A 16,926-nucleotide genomic window follows, 5' to 3' on the forward strand; every position below is an offset into this window, starting at 1 on the left:
CAAAAACATTAGAGGGATTTGAAGGCTTTCATTTCCACCAGTTACGTCACACCTATACAAGCAACCTTTTAGCAAATGGAGCAGCCCCAAAAGATGTGCAGGAATTGTTAGGACACTCAGATGTCAGTACCACAATGAATGTCTATGCTCACTCCACAAGAGATGCGAAACGAAAATCGGTTAGGCTTCTTGATAAAGTGGTAGGCAATGATTAAAGAAATTCCCTTATTTCCCTTGTAATTATCTCATAAGGGCAAAAATAAGGGAAACTACATATCATTTCACTAATGGACAGGCGGGAAAGCTATAAAATGGGGAAAGTTAGAGGAATAATTATATAAATTCCAGTTTGTAGAATTCAAAATTTAATATGAAATGTGAGATAGAGCGTATGGAAATAAACTATACGTTCTATTTTTTTGCCTTTTTGAGAAAAATGATTAAAAAACTATTGACATTTTGTTACTGGCAAGACACTCAAAAGCATTTTAATTAGCTGCGGTGCCCGTCTCGCTCCCTTCGATATCAAGGAGCTGCGGGATCTGATGGAGACCGACGAGCTGGAACTGGATACCCTGGGCGACAGCAAATCGGCCCTGTTCGTTATCATCAGCGATACGGACAGCACCTTCAATTTCGTCGCAGCCCTTATGTATAGTCAGCTATTCAACCTGCTCTGCGACAAGGCGGATGATTTCTACGGCGGGCGCCTGCCTGTCCATGTACGCCTGATCCTGGACGAGTTCGCAAACATCGGCCAGATACCAAACTTTGATAAGCTAATCGCCACCATCCGGAGCCGTGAGATATCGGCTTCTATTATTTTGCAGTCGCAGAGCCAGTTAAAAGCCATCTACAAGGACAACGCGGATACCATTGTGGGTAACTGCGATAGTACCTTGTTTTTGGGAGGCAAGGAAAAATCGACGCTCAAGGAGATTTCGGAGCTGCTGGGCAAGGAGACCATCGACAGCTACAACCAGTCCGAAAACCGGGGCAGCCAGATTTCCCACGGCCTCAGTTATCAGAAATTAGGAAAGGAGTTGATGACCCAGGACGAATTGGCAGTTATGGACGGAGGCAAATGTATCTTCATGCTGCGCGGCGTGCGTCCGTTTCTTTCGGACAAGTACGATCTGACGCGGCACCCGAATTACAAGTACACAGCCGACGCCGACCCTAAAAATGTCTTTGACATGGAACGGTACATGAAAAAGCTGCGCGCCGTGGTGAAGCCCGGCGACCGCTTCGATGTGTACGAGATCGACGTGAACGAATAAACCAAAATCAAAAACATTTTTTAGGAGGATTTTTATATGGCATTTTTCAATAGCGCAGTTGGTGTTTTGCAGACTCTGGTAGTTGCTCTGGGCGCGGGCCTGGGCATCTGGGGTGTTATCAATCTTCTGGAGGGATACGGCCAGGACAACCCTGCCTCTAATGCTCATGTGCGGTAAAGTAACACACAAAAATTTGATAGACAACCGCCCATTATTCCGTTACTATTCTTCAATATGGATTGAGAAAACCTCTCTGATACAGTATAATAAAGTGTCAGGGAGGTATCTCTATGAAGGAAAAAATACTAATCATTGAAGATGATTTTACGATACAAACACAGCTTAAAACTCTTTTGTCTGGGAATGGATATGAAGTATTTGCAGTTACGGATTTTTCCCAAACAATAGAGCAGTTAAAAGAAGCTGCGCCACATCTGGTTATTCTGGATATAAAACTTCCGGGGAATAACGGTTTTGAAATATGCTCGGGGATTCGCACCTTTTCAGATATTCCGATTGTATTTGTAACAAGCAGTAATACAGATATGGACGAACTGAACAGCATTATGCTGGGTGGAGATGCGTTTATCACAAAGCCTTATAATCCCGCTATTCTTCTTGCTAAAATTGCTGCATTGTTAAAGAAAGCCTACCGTTCCCCTCAAACAGAAATTTATATGTGGAGAGAAGCTACCCTGCATTTGGAGAGTAGCATGATAGAGTACAAAGGACAGAAAGCAGAATTGACAAAGAATGAATTGAAAATCCTCTACTACCTTTTTAAGAACGCTGGAAAAATCTGTTCCAGAAATGATATTGTGGATTTTCTTTGGGATAATCAGCTTTATGTTAATGATAATGCCCTAAGTGTCAATATTACCCGCATTCGTGACAAACTGGCAACAATCGGACTTGTAGATTTCATTAAAACAAAACACAGGCAAGGATATACATTATGAGTGGAAAACAATATTTGAAAAATCAACTCCCCGTTATTTTAATCAATCTGTTGGGTATGCTTGCCCTTGCCTTGTTCTTAATTGCAAGCGATAATCCTATCCAAACAGTCCTGTTTATTCTTGCGGTCTGGTCGATTGTCCTTGTTTTATCTTTGCTGGCATTTTATTTCTCACGAAAAAAATATCTGAATAAATTGCTCAATATGACGGAGCAATTAGAAGAACGATATTTATTGCCGGAAATCATGCAAGTGCCGGAAAGGGCTGATGAACAGGTTTTTTACCAGATTATGAAAATGGCTGAAAAATCTATGTTGGAACGGATTGGCGAAGTACAGAGGGAACGCAGGGAATATAAAGAATACATTGAACAATGGATACACGAAGTAAAAACACCAATTACAGCCATGAAGCTGCTGTGTGAGAATAACCGTTCTCCCTTTTCCAGAGAGGTATTGGCAGAGTTAGAGAATATCAATCAATATACAGAACAGGCGCTTTACTATGCCAGAAGTGAACACACTGAAAAAGACTATTCTGTCCGTGAAGTCAATTTATGCGATGTTGTGCATAGTGCAATCGCAGATAATAAGTATCTTTTGCGTCAAAGCATATATCAATTCAGATAGACGATATAGAAACAAAAGTTTACACCGATGAAAAATGGGTGCGGTTCATCTTAAATCAGATTATCGGTAATGCAATCAAATACCATGCAGAGCAGCCTATTTTGCACTTTGGGGCGACAAAAACGAATGACAAGATTGTGCTATCTATCAGCGATAATGGGATAGGTATTCCTAAAAGTGATTTACCCCGTATTTTTGAAAAAGGATTTACAGGTCAGAATGGGCGAACCGGGAAAAATTCTACTGGAATTGGCTTATATCTTTGCAAGCGTCTATGTGATAAACTGGGAATAGGACTTACTGCTTATTCCGAAAACAGAGGAACAACGATTTCACTTATCTTTCAAATGAATGATTTTATTATCGGAGTGCAGGGCTGATAGGTTCTGCACTTCTTACATTTTTGTAAGAACTGTGTAAGAAAACTTGATACAAAAAATGATATACTCCATTTACAATATGGGTATGGAACAGTTAAGGAGGTTTATCCGATGAATACAATTTTGAAGCTGGAGCATATCCAGAAATATTATGGCAATGAGGGAAATATTACCAAAGCCATTAAAGATATTAGTTTTTCTGTGGAAGCCGGAGAATTTCTCGGAATTATGGGTGCGTCCGGTTCTGGAAAGACAACGCTGCTAAACTGTATTTCTACGATTGATACCGTAAGTGCAGGGCATATTTTTTTAGAGGGAACAGATATAACGGAAATCAACCCAAAATCCCTTGCCCGCTTTCGCAGAGAGAATTTAGGTTTTGTATTTCAAGACTTCAATTTGCTGGATACATTGACAATTTCAGAAAACATTGCACTGGCATTAGCAATCAATAAAGTCCCTGCCGGGAGTGTAGAACCCTGCATTTTGGATATAGCCGGAAAGCTGAATATCAGCGATATTCTAAACAAATATCCTTATCAGGTATCGGGCGGTCAAAAACAGCGTTGTGCCTGTGCAAGAGCAATTATCAACAATCCGAAACTCTTATTGGCAGATGAGCCAACAGGAGCATTAGACAGCCATTCCTCACAAATGCTGCTGTCTACCATTCAAAGTATCAATGAACAGCTTAGGGCGACAATTCTTATGGTAACCCATGACGCTTTTACCGCCAGCTATGCCAGCCGTATTCTTTTTTTGAAAGACGGAGAAATCTTTATGGAACTGCGCAAGGGCAACGACAGCAGAAGTGATTTTTTTGATAAAATTCTGAATGTCCTTACCATGATCGGAGGGGGACAGAGCCATGTATGCTAAACTTGTTTTCAGAAATGCAAAACGGTCTGTAAAAGACTATCTGGTCTACATTGTCACAATGACAATCTGTGTTACCTTGTTTTATGCGTTCTTGTCTATTTCCAGTAGTTATTATAGCCCGGATATAGGCAGCGAGTATGATTTTACGCTGTTAAGTGACGGAATGAAAATTGCAATCTGCATGATAACATTACTGTTGTTATTTTTGATACGGTTCGTCAATCATTATATGCTAAGACAGAAGCAAAAGGAGTTTGCTGTCCAGTCCATTATGGGAATGGAACAAAAAACCATTGGCAGGATTTTCTTTGCAGAAACACTGATTATGGGTATGTTTTCCATTTTGATTGGTATTTTTTGCGGTGTATTTTGCTCTCAATTCATTACCGCAATGCTCCTTACTGCTTATGGAAAGCCTTATGAAATCTCATGGACATTATTCCCGGATACCGTTTTGTTGACAGTGGTATTTTTTGTGGCAAGTTTTTTTGTGGTAGGAATTTTCAATACCCGTACCATTCAGAAAACAAAAATTATTGATATGCTTTCCGCAGAGAAAGAGAATGAGCCAGAGCTAAAAAAGAGCCGCTTCATTTCTGTTGTAGTAGTCCTCTTTGAAGTATTTACCGTATGGGGATTGATTACAGGAATACAAAAGGTCTGGTTTTATTATGACCCCCGCTTTGCGTTTTCAGTGCAGCTTATGTTTTGGGAAAATATTCTTTTTCCACTGCTTACTTTGCTGTGGTCGATATTTTGCATAATCAGAAAGAAAAAAAGAGAGTGTTTCATTGCTGGTTTGCTGATATGTTCTGTATTGAACGCTTTTACAGCAGCCAGTGTTGCAGCATTAACAAATAAATATTATCTGCCTTTAGGTGGCGGAACGCTCAATCAATATCTGCTTTTTGTCTTGATTGACTTACTTTTCTTCATTTGTGCCTTCATTTATCTTACCAGTGGTTTGATTGTAGCATGGAAAGAAAAATCGCCGGAACACCGATACCATGAGGAAGCACTTTTCTTTTTCGGGCAGATTACCTCAAAGCTGAATACGACCAGCAATACTATGGCAGTCATTTGTATCACTTTGGCATTAGCAATTTTCATGTTCGTTGCAGCCCCTATTTTGACGGGCTGGTCGTCTGGCTATTTGGATATACGCTCTATGTATGATGTACAGGTATATTCAAAATACAATGATGTTTATGAAGAAGAAAATCTGCCACGGGACAGTTATGAAATCATTACTGATTTTCTGACAGAACATAAAATAGATACAGACTATGATTGCACTTTCAATCTATATCTGCCAGAGAAAGACGATTTTCACAACAGACAGAAATATGATTTTCCGATTGTGGCAATTTCTTTAAGTGATTATAACACCATACGGGAAATGTTGGGTTATGAGCAGATTATTCTGGGAAAAGATGAATTTACAACACAATGGAAAACAATCGCCACCGAGGAAGAACGGGATAGCTTTTTGAAAGAGCATACCAGCATTATGACAGACGCAGGAGAATTGACTCTTTCCGAGCAGTCCTATTATGAGGATCCGATTGGAGAAACAGCATACAATTCCTATACAGATATACTCTATGTACTTCCAGACAGTATTTGTGAAAAGTTGTTGCCCGTAATAAAAAACCGCTATATCACAACAGAAGAAAACATCTCCTATGAAAATGCAAGGGAACTGGAAAAACTTTTTACAGAGGAATACCCAGAGCAAGCAGAAAACGGTGTTATGTATGGAATACGGTTCAGCACATTACAGAGGAATAGTACAATAGCAAATAATTTCGTTTTACGGGCTGCAATGATTTATGGTGCTGTTGTATTGATGATTATATGTCTTACCGTACTTTCCTTGCAACAACTCTTAGACGCAGGACAATATAAATATCGCTTCTCTGTACTCCGAAAATTGGGGGTGGAAGAAAAGCATATCGGAAAACTGATTTTGCAACAATTAAGTGTTTGGTTTGGGCTTCCAATTATCACAGCAATCATTGTAGCTGCTATTGTAATAGCTTACTTTATCCAAACCATATCAGCAGAAATTTCAGCCTATATCGGGTTCGGTGCAGTGATGTTACAAATAGGGGCAACAATGGGGATTTTGGCAATTTTATTGATTTGTTACTTCATAAGTACATGGATTATTTTTAGGCGTTCTGTTAATCCATAGTGAGTGCAATTTATAGCAAACCCAGCCGAGCCAGTCAACGGCAAGTAAATGGGCTACGCCCACCGTTGACAGCCCCGCCTGTCCTTGCTGGTGGGTAATCAAGGGGCGACAGCAAAAAGTGCTGCCGCCCTTTCCCATAATCGAAGAAAGGGGGATTTTCCATGACTGAATACGAAGCCTATCAAGAACATATCCGCTATACCCATGATACCTATTGCCGGATTGTTATTCGCCATGCGTCCTTTGACGCTGCCCGTATGCTGGCAGCGCGGTGGAAACGGGAAATCTCCCTTGAATACTTGACCGAAGAAAAGTTTGTTCCACTAAGCACCATAGATGAGTATTTTCAAGTGCCAGACTATGGCGAAACTTATCCATTCTCCGTCCTGGGGAAGACGATATTTTTAGATAGCTGTTCCCTTGCGGCGGCTCTTGCCGAACTGCCGGAACAGTCGCAGGAGGAAATCTTTTTGTATTACTTCCAGCATTTGAAGCAGAAAGAAATCGGAGAACAAAGCGGCTGGACACGCAGCACAATCGGGCGGCATATCCAGCTTGCCTTGAAGCGGCTGAAAGAAGAAATGGAGGTGCTGTCCCATGAGTAGCCTACTTCTCCCCTATGACACGATAATAAAAGCACATGAGGGCGACCCCATAGCGATACAAGCTGTCCTTGACCGATATGCCGGGTATATCCGCTATTTCTCCAAAATGAACGGCTATTATAATTCTGATATGGAGGACTACATCAGAACAAAGCTGATTGAAAGCCTGTTCAAGTTCCGGCTTGACCGATAACATAAAAACTGAATATCCCGCCGCCCCGCAGCAGCACATGAAGCAGTAAATCCGAAAAAGATTTGCTGCTTTTTTTGCGTCCATTTTTGGCAAATTTCCAAATGTTCCGTATTAGACATTGAAGCTAAAAAGGCTGCCATTTTTTTAGACAGCGGGCAAAACGCAGCTTCCGAAACGCCTTATTGTCGGGAAAGACCGAGCCGCCGGAAAAGTTCTTGCCGGAAAGTCCGTCATTTTTGCTTTTTGCGGTGTTGTAGGGAGTAAGGGGAAGAACGCCAGCCCGCAGCCTTTTATGAAAAAGCTGGTTATAGATTTTCTGAAAAAGTGGCAGTAGGAAGTGAACGGCAGTCCGGCAGTTTTTTAGAGCAAGATTCTACCGCAGTACCAAAATTCGCTTTTCGCTCATTTTGCCCCTGCGGGAATCTTGTTGGGGAGTGCCTTCCCCAAACCCTGCTTATGCGGCTTGCGCCGCTGAAAAATCCCTCAAAATAATTTTTCGGATTTTTCAAAAACAGTTCCGCTTTACACCCTGTTTTTCTCCTATTAGTGAGAGGACACCACGCACAGCCGAAAGGAGGTTTTACCATGCGAAAACGATATAACACGCCGCACCGCAGCCGGGTAGTCAAGACACGCATGACCGAGGAAGAATACGCCGAGTTTGCGGAAAGGCTTTCTGCTTACAACATGAGCCAAGCCGAGTTTATCCGGCAAGCCATAACCGGGGCAGCCATACGCCCCATCATAACCGTTTCCCCCGTCAATGACGAGTTGCTTGCCGCTGTTGGGAAGCTGACCGCCGAATACGGCAGGATCGGCGGCAACTTAAACCAGATAGCCCGGACGCTGAACGAGTGGCACAGCCCCTACCCGCAGCTTGCCGGGGAGGTACGGGCGGCGGTTTCCGACCTTGCTGCCCTAAAGTTTGAAGTCTTGCAGAAAGTGGGTGACGCTGTTGGCAACATTCAAACATATCAGCTCTAAAAATGCGGACTATGGCGCAGCGGAAGCCTATCTCACATTTGAGCATGACGAGTTTACCATGAAGCCCACCCTTGATGAAAACGGGCGGCTGATACCGAGGGAGGATTACCGCATTTCTTCCCTCAACTGCGGGGGCGAGGATTTCGCTGTTGCCTGTATGCGGGCTAATCTCCGCTATGAGAAAAACCAAAAACGGGAAGATGTGAAAAGCCACCACTATATCATCAGCTTTGACCCACGGGACGGGACAGACAACGGCTTGACCGTAGACCGGGCGCAGGAGCTGGGCGAGCAGTTCTGCAAGGAGCATTTTCCCGGACACCAAGCCTAATCTGCACCCACCCGGACGGGCATAACCACAGCGGCAATATCCATGTGCATATCGTCATCAACTCCCTGCGGATTTATGAAGTCCCGCTTCTGCCCTACATGGACAGACCAGCCGATACACGGGAGGGCTGCAAGCACCGCTGCACCAATGCCGCTATGGAATATTTCAAGAGTGAAGTCATGGAGATGTGCCACCGGGAGGGGCTTTACCAAATCGACCTCCTAAACGGCAGCAAGGAACGGATAACGGAACGGGAATACTGGGCGGCAAAGAAAGGGCAGCTTGCCCTTGATAAAGAGAACGCCACCAGAGAAGCCGCCGGACAGCCGACCAAGCCTACCAAGTTTGAAACGGACAAGGCGAAGCTGCGCCGGACGATACGGCAGGCACTTTCCCAAGCTACCAGCTTTGACGAGTTTTCTTCCCTTTTGCTGCGTGAGGGTGTGACTGTCAAGGAGAGCCGGGGGCGGCTTTCCTACCTCACGCCGGACAGGACAAAGCCTATCACAGCCCGGAAGCTGGGGGACGATTTTGACAAGGCTGCTGTCCTTGCCCTGCTTACACAGAACGCCCGCAGAGCCGCCGAACAGACCAAAGCCATACCCGAATACCCTGCCGCAGTTAAAAAGCCGTCACAAGGGGAAAAAACCACAAAAACCACCCCGGCAGACAACACCTTGCAGCGCATGGTTGACCGGGAAGCCAAGCGAGCCGAGGGCAAGGGCGTGGGCTATGACCGCTGGGCGGCAAAGTACAATCTAAAGCAAATGGCGGCTACCGTTACCGCCTACCAGCAGTACGGCTTTTCTTCCCCGGAGGAACTGGACGAAGCCTGTTCTGCCGCCTATACCGCCATGCGGGAAAGCCTTATAGAGCTGAAGCAGGTGGAAAAGACGCTGGACGGGAAAAAGGAGCTGCAACGGCAGGTGCTTGCCTATTCCAAGACCCGCCCTGTCCGGGACGGGCTGAAACAGCAGAAAAACGCCAAAGCAAAAGCAGCCTACCGACAGAAGCACGAAAGCGACTTTATCATAGCAGACGCAGCCGCCCGTTATTTTAGGGAGAACGGCATTTCCAAGCTGCCAAGCTATAAAGCCCTGCAAGCAGAGATTGAAACCCTTATCAAAGAGAAAAACAGCGGCTACAACGATTACCGGGCAAAACGGGAGGAATACCGCCGCTTACAGACCGTCAAGGGCAATATCGACCAGATTTTACGCCGGGAGCGCAAGCCTGTGAAAAGGCAGGAACAGGAGCGATAAAAACCACCCCAAAATGTACCCGAACCCATACAGAACAAGGGGGCTGCCCCGTACCCTATCCGCAATACCAAAGGATTTTTTAACGGGCTTACAGGGCAGAAAAACCCCGAAAATGATACCGAGATGATACAGAATTATCGCCGATACCGCCACACCAGCGGAAACGGCAGAAAGGAGCGCACCCATGCCAAGAATGAGCAAGAAACGGCGGCTGGAATGGTCCTTTTTCCTGCGGCAAGTAAAAGTCGGGAATACCACCTGCGACCGTATCACATACAACGACCTCTGCCGGGGCTGTACCCATAGCTGCAAGCAGAGCTTCCGGGCGGTTATCATACTCTGCCCCCGCTACTACTCCAAACGCCGGAAAAAGGAGGACAGGGACAATGGCAGATAACCGCAAGTATTACTACCTCAAGCTGAAAGAGAACTTTTTTGACAGCGACTCCATTGTGCTGCTGGAAGATATGAAAGACGGGATTTTATATTCCAATATCCTCTTGAAGCTGTACTTAAAATCGCTGAAAAACGGCGGGAAGTTGCAGCTTGACGAGCATATCCCCTACACAGCGCAGATGATAGCGACACTGACCCGCCACCAGATAGGGACGGTTGAGAGGGCTTTAGAGATTTTCCGGCAGTTGGGGCTTGTGGAGCAGCTTGACAGTGGGGCTTTTTATATGACCGACATTGAGCTGATGATAGGACAGTCCTCTACCGAAGCCGAGAGGAAACGGGCTGCAAGACAGGAAAACAAGGCACTTTTACCGCCCCGGACAAAAGGCGGACATTTGTCCGACATTCGTCCACCAGAGATAGAGTTAGAGAAAGAGATAGAGATAGAAAAAGAGAGAGAGGGAGAAACGGGACACCCCGTCCCCGCCGCTTATGGCAGATACAACAATGTGATACTGACCGATACAGAGCTTTCCGGGCTGAAAACAGAGCTGCCCGACAAGTGGGAGTATTATATTGACCGGCTTTCCTGCCATATCGCTTCCACCGGGAAGCAGTACCACAGCCATGCAGCCACCATTTACAAGTGGGCGCAGGAGGACGCTGCCAAAGGCAAGGCTGCCCCGAAACAGGGCATACCCGATTATTCATGCAAGGAGGGCGAGAGCTTATGAAAAACGAGATTGAAGCTATGATTACGGACATTACAGCCACTACCGCCGAAGCGGAGGACTACACAGGCGAGGACGGGCTTTTATACTGCGGCAAGTGCCATACGCCAAAAGAAGCCTACTTTGCAGAGGGAAAGACCTGTTTCGGGCGTGACCGCCACCCAACAGACTGCGACTGCCAGCGGGCAGCCCGTGAAAAACGGGAAGCCGCTGAAAGCAGACAGAAGCACCTTGAAACAGTGGAGGACTTGAAGCGCCGGGGCTTTACCGACCCCGCTATGCGGAACTGGACATTTGAGCATGACAACGGCAGAAACCCACAGACCGAAACTGCCCGCTTTTATGTGGAGAGCTGGGAAACCATGCAGGCTGAAAATATCGGCTACCTGTTTTGGGGCGGCGTGGGGACAGGAAAAAGCTACCTTGCCGCCTGTATCGCCAACGCCTTATGGAGAAAGAGGTTGCCGTCTGTATGACAAACTTTGCAACCATACTCAATGACCTTGCCGCCAGCTTTGATGGCAGGAACGAATATATTTCCCGCCTTTGCAGCTACCCCCTGCTGATACTTGATGATTTTGGTATGGAGCGAGGAACAGAATACGGGCTGGAACAGGTTTATAGCGTGATTGACAGCCGTTACCGAAGCGGCAAGCCGCTGATCGCCACGACCAACCTCACGCTGGAGGAATTGCAGCACCCGCAGGACACGCCCCATGCCCGTATCTATGACAGGCTGACTTCCATGTGCGCCCCCGTTCGCTTCACGGGCAGCAATTTCCGAAAGGAAACCGCACAGGAAAAGCTGGAACGCTTAAAGCAACTGATGAAGCAGCGAAAGGAGAGCCTATGACAGAAACCAAACAGACAAGCACCACCAAAACAGACCGCCGCCCGGACTGTGTAACGGAAATCCGCATGGGCAACTCCGTCCTTACCGTTTCCGGCTTCTTCAAGCAGGGCGCAACCGACACCGCAGCCGACAAGATGATGAAAGTGCTGGAAGCGGAAGCTGCTACACAAAAAACGGCGATTTGACCGACCATAAAGAAGCAGATTTGACGCTTTTGCCGCTATACAGACAGCCGCCCCATGTGGTACAATCAAGGTACGGAATAGTGGGGCTGGCTGTCGGAAACGGAGGATTTTATGTTAAGACAGACCAACCAACAACCAATTACCGCCCTTTACCCAAGACTTTCCCATGAGGACGAGCTGCAAGGCGAGAGCAATTCCATTTCCAACCAGAAGCGTATTCTTGAGACCTATGCAAAGCAGAACGGCTTTTCCAATCTGCGCTGGTACACGGACGACGGTTATTCTGGTGCGAACTTTGTTGAGGTAAGATAACGATACCTTTTTTGCAGAGGGTGTTATCTTACCTCTTTTTGATGTATGTTAGATAGCATAACTCTTTACGTCGGCTCCTATCTGTCTGAAATAGGAGATACTTTCAGTAGGCTTGTCGCCTGTATCAACTCTGCCGACAAAGCTATAAAAGATTTCGATTTTGCGGGTGTTCGTTTCCTTATCCAGTTCGTGAATAAGAATACGGTCAATAAATTCATGGACGTTTTCGTAGGTCAGTTCTTCAATCGCTGTGTATCTGCGTACCAGTGCGACAAACCTTTTTACGTCCGCGCTGCGCTCGGTGGCGTTGTCGATTTCCTGTGACAGCTCCGCAATCCTCCGGGTCAGCGTCTTTTTTTCTTCATCATAGCCGGAAGTCAGAAAAGCAAATTGTTCATCTGAAAGTTTCCCTAAAGCGTTGTCCTCGTAGAGCTTGCGGAATAAGATGTTCAGCTCGTTAATACGGTTCTGCGCCTTGTCAAGTTCTTTCCGCTGCTGTGTCAGCGTCTTTTGTACTGCCTTTGCGCTGCACTCGTTGGCGGTTTCGATAAACTCCTGTTCATGCTCTTTCACATAAGACGTTACTCGCTGCAAGTCTGCAAGGACAAGTTCTTTCAATACGCTTTTGCGGATATAATGCGTAGTGCAGAGCATATCATTTCTTGCCCGGTTGCGGTAGTTGCCGCAAGTGTAGGCGTGTTTCCGTTCAAGCGTCCCGGCTCCGCGTACTGCATACATTTTGTAGCCGCAGTCCCCACAAAAGAGCAGCCCGGAAAACAGGTCAATTTCATCAACCTTTGTCGGGCGTTGCCGGGTGGCAATCCGCTTCTGTGCAAGTTCAAAGGTTTCTTCATCAATCAAAGGTTCGTGAGTGTTGGGGAAGAAATACCTTTTTTCCTCCGGGTTCTTTTTCGTCTTTTTCGACTTATAAGATACCTTGTAGGTTTTCCCGGTTATGGTATGCCCTAAATACTCTTTCCTTGTCAGAATGTCGTACAGTGTCTTATCCGGCCAGTTGTACCATGCGTTGAGCTGTGGGCGGGGGTGGCGTTTGCTCCCTGTCCTGCGGTAGCGCAGTTCCCCGACGGTCAATATCTCATTGTCCCGCAGCCAGTTCTGGATTTCACACATACGGTCGCCCCGTACATACATTGCAAAAATCTGTTTTACGACGTGTGCCGTTTCCGGGTCGGGTATCAGATGATTGCGGTTATCCGGGTCGATAAGGTAGCCGTAAGGAGCTTCGCCGTTGACGCGCTCGCCTTTCTGTGCCTTTGCCTGTTTGACAGCCCGGATTTTCTTTGAGGTGTCGCGGGCGTAAAACTCGTTGAACCAGTTCCGCAGAGGGGTAAACTCGTTATCTTCCCTCGCTGTGTCTACACCGTCGTTAATGGCAATGTAGCGCACTTCGTATTCGGGGAAAACAATCTCTATCAGTTCGCCGGTTTTCAGATAATTACGTCCCAGACGGGAAAGGTCTTTTGTTATGACGGTCGCCACGTTCCCGGCTTCAACCTCATGCAGCATGGCTTGAAGCCCCTCACGCTCAAAGCTCACGCCGGAAAATCCGTCGTCTACAAAAAAGCGTGTGTTGAAAAAGTGGTGTTCGTCAGCATACTTTTGTAAAATCAGTTTTTGGTTCTGTATGCTTTCGCTTTCCCCGGCTTGCATATCTTCCTGGCTCAATCTGCAATATAAAGCGGTAATCTTGTCTGTCTGTAACATTTTGTCCTCCTTTCCGACGACAGACAAGCATGGTATTTGTACTGTCTATATTATACCACATACCGCTGCCTGTGTCATGTATAAAATGTGAAGAAACGCCCTATTTCCGGGCGTTTGCGGGGTTCAGCTCCATGTCCTTGCGAATGAGCTTCTTTATCTTTTTATCCAGTGTGTCCGTTGCGCGTTCACTTGCGGACGAACATACAAGGTAAGTAACTTTTCCGATTTTATGCTCCGTTGTGGTAACGGGCGTCTGGTTTTGCGTCAAAGAAAATCCCCCTTTCTTTCGCAAACATATAATACAGTCTATGAATAGCAGCAAGTCCACTATTCAAGAAAACAAAGGCTTTAATCGGACGGTTATTAGCATAACCTCATGGGAATTTCACCCCGGCATGGTTCTCATGCAGCCCTACCCATTGCCTGCGACGCTCTTAACGCTCGGACTGTGGCTGTAAGGAAGTATCATTGTATATTTTGCGTGTCGTCGCCCGCAAGCCGCTACACTTGCTTTCCGGCGCGGTGTTGGTCGCTCGGCTGTCCGGGCGGGGATAACCTCACCCGGATAGCGTCATGGCGCACCCACCGTATGGCTCGGCGCAAAAGGAACGTATCCGATTTGCCCTATGCTGCGCCGCCGTTATCTTGCGCCGCTTTCTTTGTCAAGGTTCAGAATGGCTTTGCTGCCGCGTCAGCAGCGGAACGGAAAAGGGGGAGAGAGAAAGCGTCCCGCCGCTGCGGTTTATTCCTCTGCCTTAAAGGTGAGGACAGCCATCATCAGTTTTGCTTGCAGCCGTTCCCGAATGTCGTGGTCTACGCCAAAATAGACGTTCCCGCGCTCGTCGTACAGCTTCCGCATGGAGAGGCGGGCTATGTAGCCGCTGAAATGCTGCAAGACAATCTTCATAGCGTCCGGGTCGCCCTTTGTCGCTGCCAAAATGACAGGATAGGGAACAAGGGCTTTTTCCGGGTAGCCGGGTTCGTTACCATTCGTCCCATTCATCAGCATTTTCCTCCAGATATTTTTTTAGCAGCTCAAAAGAGCTTGTCCGCCTGTACTGTATCGTGCTTCTCGACGTATCGAACAGCTCCGCAATCTCGGTGTCGTTCATTCCCTCGAAATAGTACAGGAGTACGGCTTTGCGCTTTTCTTCCGGCAAAGTACGGATTGCTTCAAGAAGCAGCTTCGGCGTGATTTTCTTCCCGGCTCTTTCAAAGGCGATTTCCCCTTTGAAATATTCATCAAAGGTATGAAGCTGCCGCGCTTCTTCTAAGGTCAAGTCGGAAAAGGTAATCTCCCTTGCCTTATGCCTGTGCAGCTCTTTGTGAGCGTCACACGCTTCATTGTGCAGTACCGTATTACAAAACTTCTGGAAAGCGCACTGTTTTATAAACTCCCTGCGATTAGGTTCCACATTCTCACCCCCTTTCTCGTTGGAAAGTTGGTGGTGCTTCCCCCTTTTCGCGGGGCAATACTGCCTTTTGAAAAAAACGCCGAAGATTTTCGGATTTTTTTCAAAAAATTTTTTGAGCAGCAAAATACGCCTGTCCGAAAAGCCCGGACAGACGTATAGGTATTGTAAGCGGTATTCAGATGATTAGACAGTTCATATTGATAGACGTAGTTTTCCCCGGCGGTGGTCGGGCTTTTTTTGATGTGTCAATGACCGTCGGATTTTGTCGATATGGTATGTGCTTCATGGCGGCTACCTCCTTTTAGCCGCCGCTTTTAACAGTGATACCGCGTCATTTCATTAGAAGATAAAAAGAAACGGCGGCTTTGGTTTTTCAAAGCTGCTGCGGAAATCAAAGAACGACAAGCAACAGTTCTGATTTTGCTCCAATATGGTTATTGGGGGCACAAATTAAATCAAAAAAGAGCCGATAACAGCAGTATTTCAAACTGCATATTATCGGCTCTGCGTCTGTGCGTCTGGCTCTTTTAATTAAATTATTTTTGTTGTTTTTTGGCTTTATTATATGTATTAGCTAACTGTCCACAAGCTGCTTTAATCTCTCTACCATGAGAAACTCTCATGGTAACTTCAAGTCCTGTTTGCTCTAATTGATGTTTGAACGCAACCATTTCTTGTTTTTGTGGTGCTCTAATTTTTGAATTACTCGTCGGGTTGTATTGCAGCACGTTAATCATAACATTTTTGCCCTTAAACCATTTTGCAAGTTGCCTTATATCTGAGGAACGGTCATTTATACCTGGTAAAAGCAAATACGCAAATACCACTTTTCGATTATGCCTTTGTGAATAGGACAATGCTTGCTTAACAACATCTTCAATAGCGTACATGTGCATATGAGGAATGATGCAGTTTCTCGCAGCCTGTGTTGCTGCATGTAAAGATATTGTCAACTGAATTTTTAGATGTTCTTCGCGCAATTTTTTTAATTGATTAACTGGACCAACTGTTGATACGGTAATGCCGTCGGTTGGAAAGTTAAGTCCATTTCTATCTCGAAGAATATGGATTGCTGCAATCAAGTTGTCGTAATTGAATAAAGGTTCTCCCATTCCCATAAAAACGATACGATTTACTTTTTGACGTATCAATATGACCTGTTGCACAATTTCAGATGGTGTTAGATTACGAACGAAACCATTGCGTCCGGACTCACAAAAAATACAGCCAACAGAACAACCAACTTGCGTACTTACGCAAACAGTCCCACCATCTCGCCGTTTAATAAAAACCGTTTCGATATACCTGTTGTCTTTCAATTCATAAACATACTTTTCAGTATCGCTACTTTTATAGACTTTTTTTGTTGATATTGATAGATTTTTTTTGTGAAATGGCTGTTTATACAATTCCGCATATAAGGCTCTTGCTTTATCCTCTCCAATTACTTCCGACATTTCTTTGTAAGTAAATCCGTATGGGTCATTCAATCTTCCGACATTTCTTTGTAAGTAAATCCGTATGGGTCATTCAATATTTCCGTAAGTGTACTTTTAGGTAAGTGTTTCATTTAATATCCTTCCTTTTGTTTTTCAGAGTTTTTGATTATG

General features: G+C 45.7%; 16 protein-coding genes and 5 pseudogenes. 16 read left to right on the forward strand and 5 right to left on the reverse strand.

Annotated elements, in window-relative coordinates:
- From DWZ60_RS15665 to DWZ60_RS15750, 16 genes and pseudogenes are all read left to right on the forward strand, one after another.
- A partial coding sequence (locus tag DWZ60_RS15665; RefSeq protein ID WP_147397729.1) for a tyrosine-type recombinase/integrase occupies nt 1-215 on the forward strand: 215 nt, incomplete at its 5' end.
- 252 nt (nt 216-467) lie between these two features.
- Nucleotides 468-1,280, forward strand: a pseudogene (locus DWZ60_RS15670) (VirD4-like conjugal transfer protein, CD1115 family); the annotation flags it as partial.
- A 36-nt stretch (nt 1,281-1,316) separates the two neighbouring features.
- The gene (locus DWZ60_RS15675) at nt 1,317-1,457 is read left to right on the forward strand and encodes a Maff2 family mobile element protein (protein ID WP_117492793.1); all 141 of its coding nucleotides are present in this window, start codon (nt 1,317-1,319) and stop codon (nt 1,455-1,457) included.
- Nucleotides 1,458-1,570: 113 nt separating this feature from the next.
- The gene (locus tag DWZ60_RS15680; RefSeq protein ID WP_119222059.1) at nt 1,571-2,239 is read left to right on the forward strand and encodes a response regulator transcription factor; all 669 of its coding nucleotides are present in this window, start codon (nt 1,571-1,573) and stop codon (nt 2,237-2,239) included.
- Nucleotides 2,236-3,248 (forward strand): annotated as a pseudogene (locus DWZ60_RS21005) (sensor histidine kinase). The gene DWZ60_RS15680 and the pseudogene DWZ60_RS21005 overlap by 4 nt, the downstream one beginning before the upstream one ends.
- 111 nt (nt 3,249-3,359) lie before the next feature.
- On the forward strand, nt 3,360-4,127 hold the full coding sequence (locus DWZ60_RS15690; RefSeq protein ID WP_118098759.1) for an ABC transporter ATP-binding protein: 768 nt from the start codon (nt 3,360-3,362) through the stop codon (nt 4,125-4,127).
- A complete protein-coding gene (locus tag DWZ60_RS15695; RefSeq protein WP_118575385.1) occupies nt 4,117-6,324 on the forward strand; it encodes an FtsX-like permease family protein in 2,208 nt (735 codons plus the stop codon). Before DWZ60_RS15690 ends, DWZ60_RS15695 begins: the two co-directional genes overlap by 11 nt.
- 161 nt (nt 6,325-6,485) lie before the next feature.
- Nucleotides 6,486-6,929: an RNA polymerase sigma factor gene (locus tag DWZ60_RS15700; protein WP_119222060.1), complete on the forward strand. Its 444-nt coding sequence runs from the start codon at nt 6,486-6,488 to the stop codon at nt 6,927-6,929.
- On the forward strand, nt 6,922-7,122 hold the full coding sequence (locus DWZ60_RS15705; RefSeq protein ID WP_015536790.1) for a helix-turn-helix domain-containing protein: 201 nt from the start codon (nt 6,922-6,924) through the stop codon (nt 7,120-7,122). Before DWZ60_RS15700 ends, DWZ60_RS15705 begins: the two co-directional genes overlap by 8 nt.
- A 585-nt stretch (nt 7,123-7,707) precedes the next feature.
- Nucleotides 7,708-8,106 carry a plasmid mobilization protein gene (locus DWZ60_RS15715; RefSeq protein ID WP_002569238.1) on the forward strand — a complete coding sequence of 133 codons (399 nt, stop codon included), beginning with the start codon at nt 7,708-7,710 and terminating at the stop codon, nt 8,104-8,106.
- A pseudogene (locus tag DWZ60_RS15720) lies at nt 8,078-9,699 on the forward strand (relaxase/mobilization nuclease domain-containing protein). The gene DWZ60_RS15715 and the pseudogene DWZ60_RS15720 overlap by 29 nt, the downstream one beginning before the upstream one ends.
- Nucleotides 9,700-9,883: 184 nt before the next feature.
- The gene (locus DWZ60_RS15730) at nt 9,884-10,096 is read left to right on the forward strand and encodes a hypothetical protein (protein WP_005927784.1); all 213 of its coding nucleotides are present in this window, start codon (nt 9,884-9,886) and stop codon (nt 10,094-10,096) included.
- Nucleotides 10,086-10,829, forward strand: coding sequence for a phage replisome organizer N-terminal domain-containing protein (locus DWZ60_RS15735; protein ID WP_118592189.1), 744 nt, complete (start codon nt 10,086-10,088; stop codon nt 10,827-10,829). Before DWZ60_RS15730 ends, DWZ60_RS15735 begins: the two co-directional genes overlap by 11 nt.
- Nucleotides 10,826-11,679 (forward strand): annotated as a pseudogene (locus DWZ60_RS15740) (ATP-binding protein). The gene DWZ60_RS15735 and the pseudogene DWZ60_RS15740 overlap by 4 nt, the downstream one beginning before the upstream one ends.
- Nucleotides 11,676-11,864 (forward strand): transposon-encoded TnpW family protein, encoded by a 189-nt coding sequence (locus DWZ60_RS15745; protein WP_002569233.1) that lies wholly within the window; start codon nt 11,676-11,678, stop codon nt 11,862-11,864. Before DWZ60_RS15740 ends, DWZ60_RS15745 begins: the two are co-directional and overlap by 4 nt.
- A 111-nt stretch (nt 11,865-11,975) precedes the next feature.
- Nucleotides 11,976-12,161, forward strand: a pseudogene (locus tag DWZ60_RS15750) (recombinase family protein); the annotation flags it as partial.
- 63 nt (nt 12,162-12,224) lie between these two features.
- Here the strand turns inward: DWZ60_RS15750 and DWZ60_RS15755 are convergent.
- From DWZ60_RS15755 to rlmN, 5 genes are all read right to left on the reverse strand, one after another.
- Nucleotides 12,225-13,901, reverse strand: coding sequence for a recombinase family protein (locus DWZ60_RS15755; RefSeq protein WP_002569190.1), 1,677 nt, complete (start codon nt 13,899-13,901; stop codon nt 12,225-12,227).
- A 100-nt stretch (nt 13,902-14,001) separates the two neighbouring features.
- Nucleotides 14,002-14,169 (reverse strand): transposon-encoded TnpW family protein, encoded by a 168-nt coding sequence (locus DWZ60_RS15760; RefSeq protein WP_022621154.1) that lies wholly within the window; start codon nt 14,167-14,169, stop codon nt 14,002-14,004.
- 474 nt (nt 14,170-14,643) lie between these two features.
- Complete coding sequence (locus DWZ60_RS15775) at nt 14,644-14,904, reverse strand: helix-turn-helix domain-containing protein (protein ID WP_002590583.1); 261 nt, start codon at nt 14,902-14,904, stop codon at nt 14,644-14,646.
- Nucleotides 14,885-15,316 carry an RNA polymerase sigma factor gene (locus DWZ60_RS15780; protein WP_009255547.1) on the reverse strand — a complete coding sequence of 144 codons (432 nt, stop codon included), beginning with the start codon at nt 15,314-15,316 and terminating at the stop codon, nt 14,885-14,887. The genes DWZ60_RS15775 and DWZ60_RS15780 overlap by 20 nt, the downstream gene beginning before the upstream one ends.
- A gap of 536 nt (nt 15,317-15,852) precedes the next feature.
- Entirely contained in the window at nt 15,853-16,806 is a 954-nt protein-coding gene (gene rlmN, locus DWZ60_RS15790; RefSeq protein WP_330422397.1) for a 23S rRNA (adenine(2503)-C(2))-methyltransferase RlmN, read from the reverse strand.
- Nucleotides 16,807-16,926: the final 120 nt, after the last annotated feature.

It is taken from the genome of Blautia sp. AF34-10 (assembly GCF_003477865.1).
Lineage (GTDB): Bacteria > Bacillota > Clostridia > Lachnospirales > Lachnospiraceae > Fusicatenibacter > Fusicatenibacter saccharivorans.

What these genes read in the sequence shown, in the direction of transcription:
- DWZ60_RS15705 (WP_015536790.1), top strand. Translation starts at nt 6,922, where the DNA reads ATGAGTAGCCTACTTCTCCCCTATGACACGATAATAAAAGCACATGAG.
- DWZ60_RS15715 (WP_002569238.1), top strand. Translation starts at nt 7,708, where the DNA reads ATGCGAAAACGATATAACACGCCGCACCGCAGCCGGGTAGTCAAGACA.
- DWZ60_RS15675 (WP_117492793.1), top strand. Translation starts at nt 1,317, where the DNA reads ATGGCATTTTTCAATAGCGCAGTTGGTGTTTTGCAGACTCTGGTAGTT.
- DWZ60_RS15745 (WP_002569233.1), top strand. Translation starts at nt 11,676, where the DNA reads ATGACAGAAACCAAACAGACAAGCACCACCAAAACAGACCGCCGCCCG.
- DWZ60_RS15755 (WP_002569190.1), bottom strand. Translation starts at nt 13,901, where the DNA reads ATGTTACAGACAGACAAGATTACCGCTTTATATTGCAGATTGAGCCAG.
- DWZ60_RS15735 (WP_118592189.1), top strand. Translation starts at nt 10,086, where the DNA reads ATGGCAGATAACCGCAAGTATTACTACCTCAAGCTGAAAGAGAACTTT.
- DWZ60_RS15695 (WP_118575385.1), top strand. Translation starts at nt 4,117, where the DNA reads ATGTATGCTAAACTTGTTTTCAGAAATGCAAAACGGTCTGTAAAAGAC.
- DWZ60_RS15730 (WP_005927784.1), top strand. Translation starts at nt 9,884, where the DNA reads ATGCCAAGAATGAGCAAGAAACGGCGGCTGGAATGGTCCTTTTTCCTG.
- DWZ60_RS15680 (WP_119222059.1), top strand. Translation starts at nt 1,571, where the DNA reads ATGAAGGAAAAAATACTAATCATTGAAGATGATTTTACGATACAAACA.
- DWZ60_RS15700 (WP_119222060.1), top strand. Translation starts at nt 6,486, where the DNA reads ATGACTGAATACGAAGCCTATCAAGAACATATCCGCTATACCCATGAT.
- DWZ60_RS15775 (WP_002590583.1), bottom strand. Translation starts at nt 14,904, where the DNA reads ATGAATGGGACGAATGGTAACGAACCCGGCTACCCGGAAAAAGCCCTT.
- DWZ60_RS15690 (WP_118098759.1), top strand. Translation starts at nt 3,360, where the DNA reads ATGAATACAATTTTGAAGCTGGAGCATATCCAGAAATATTATGGCAAT.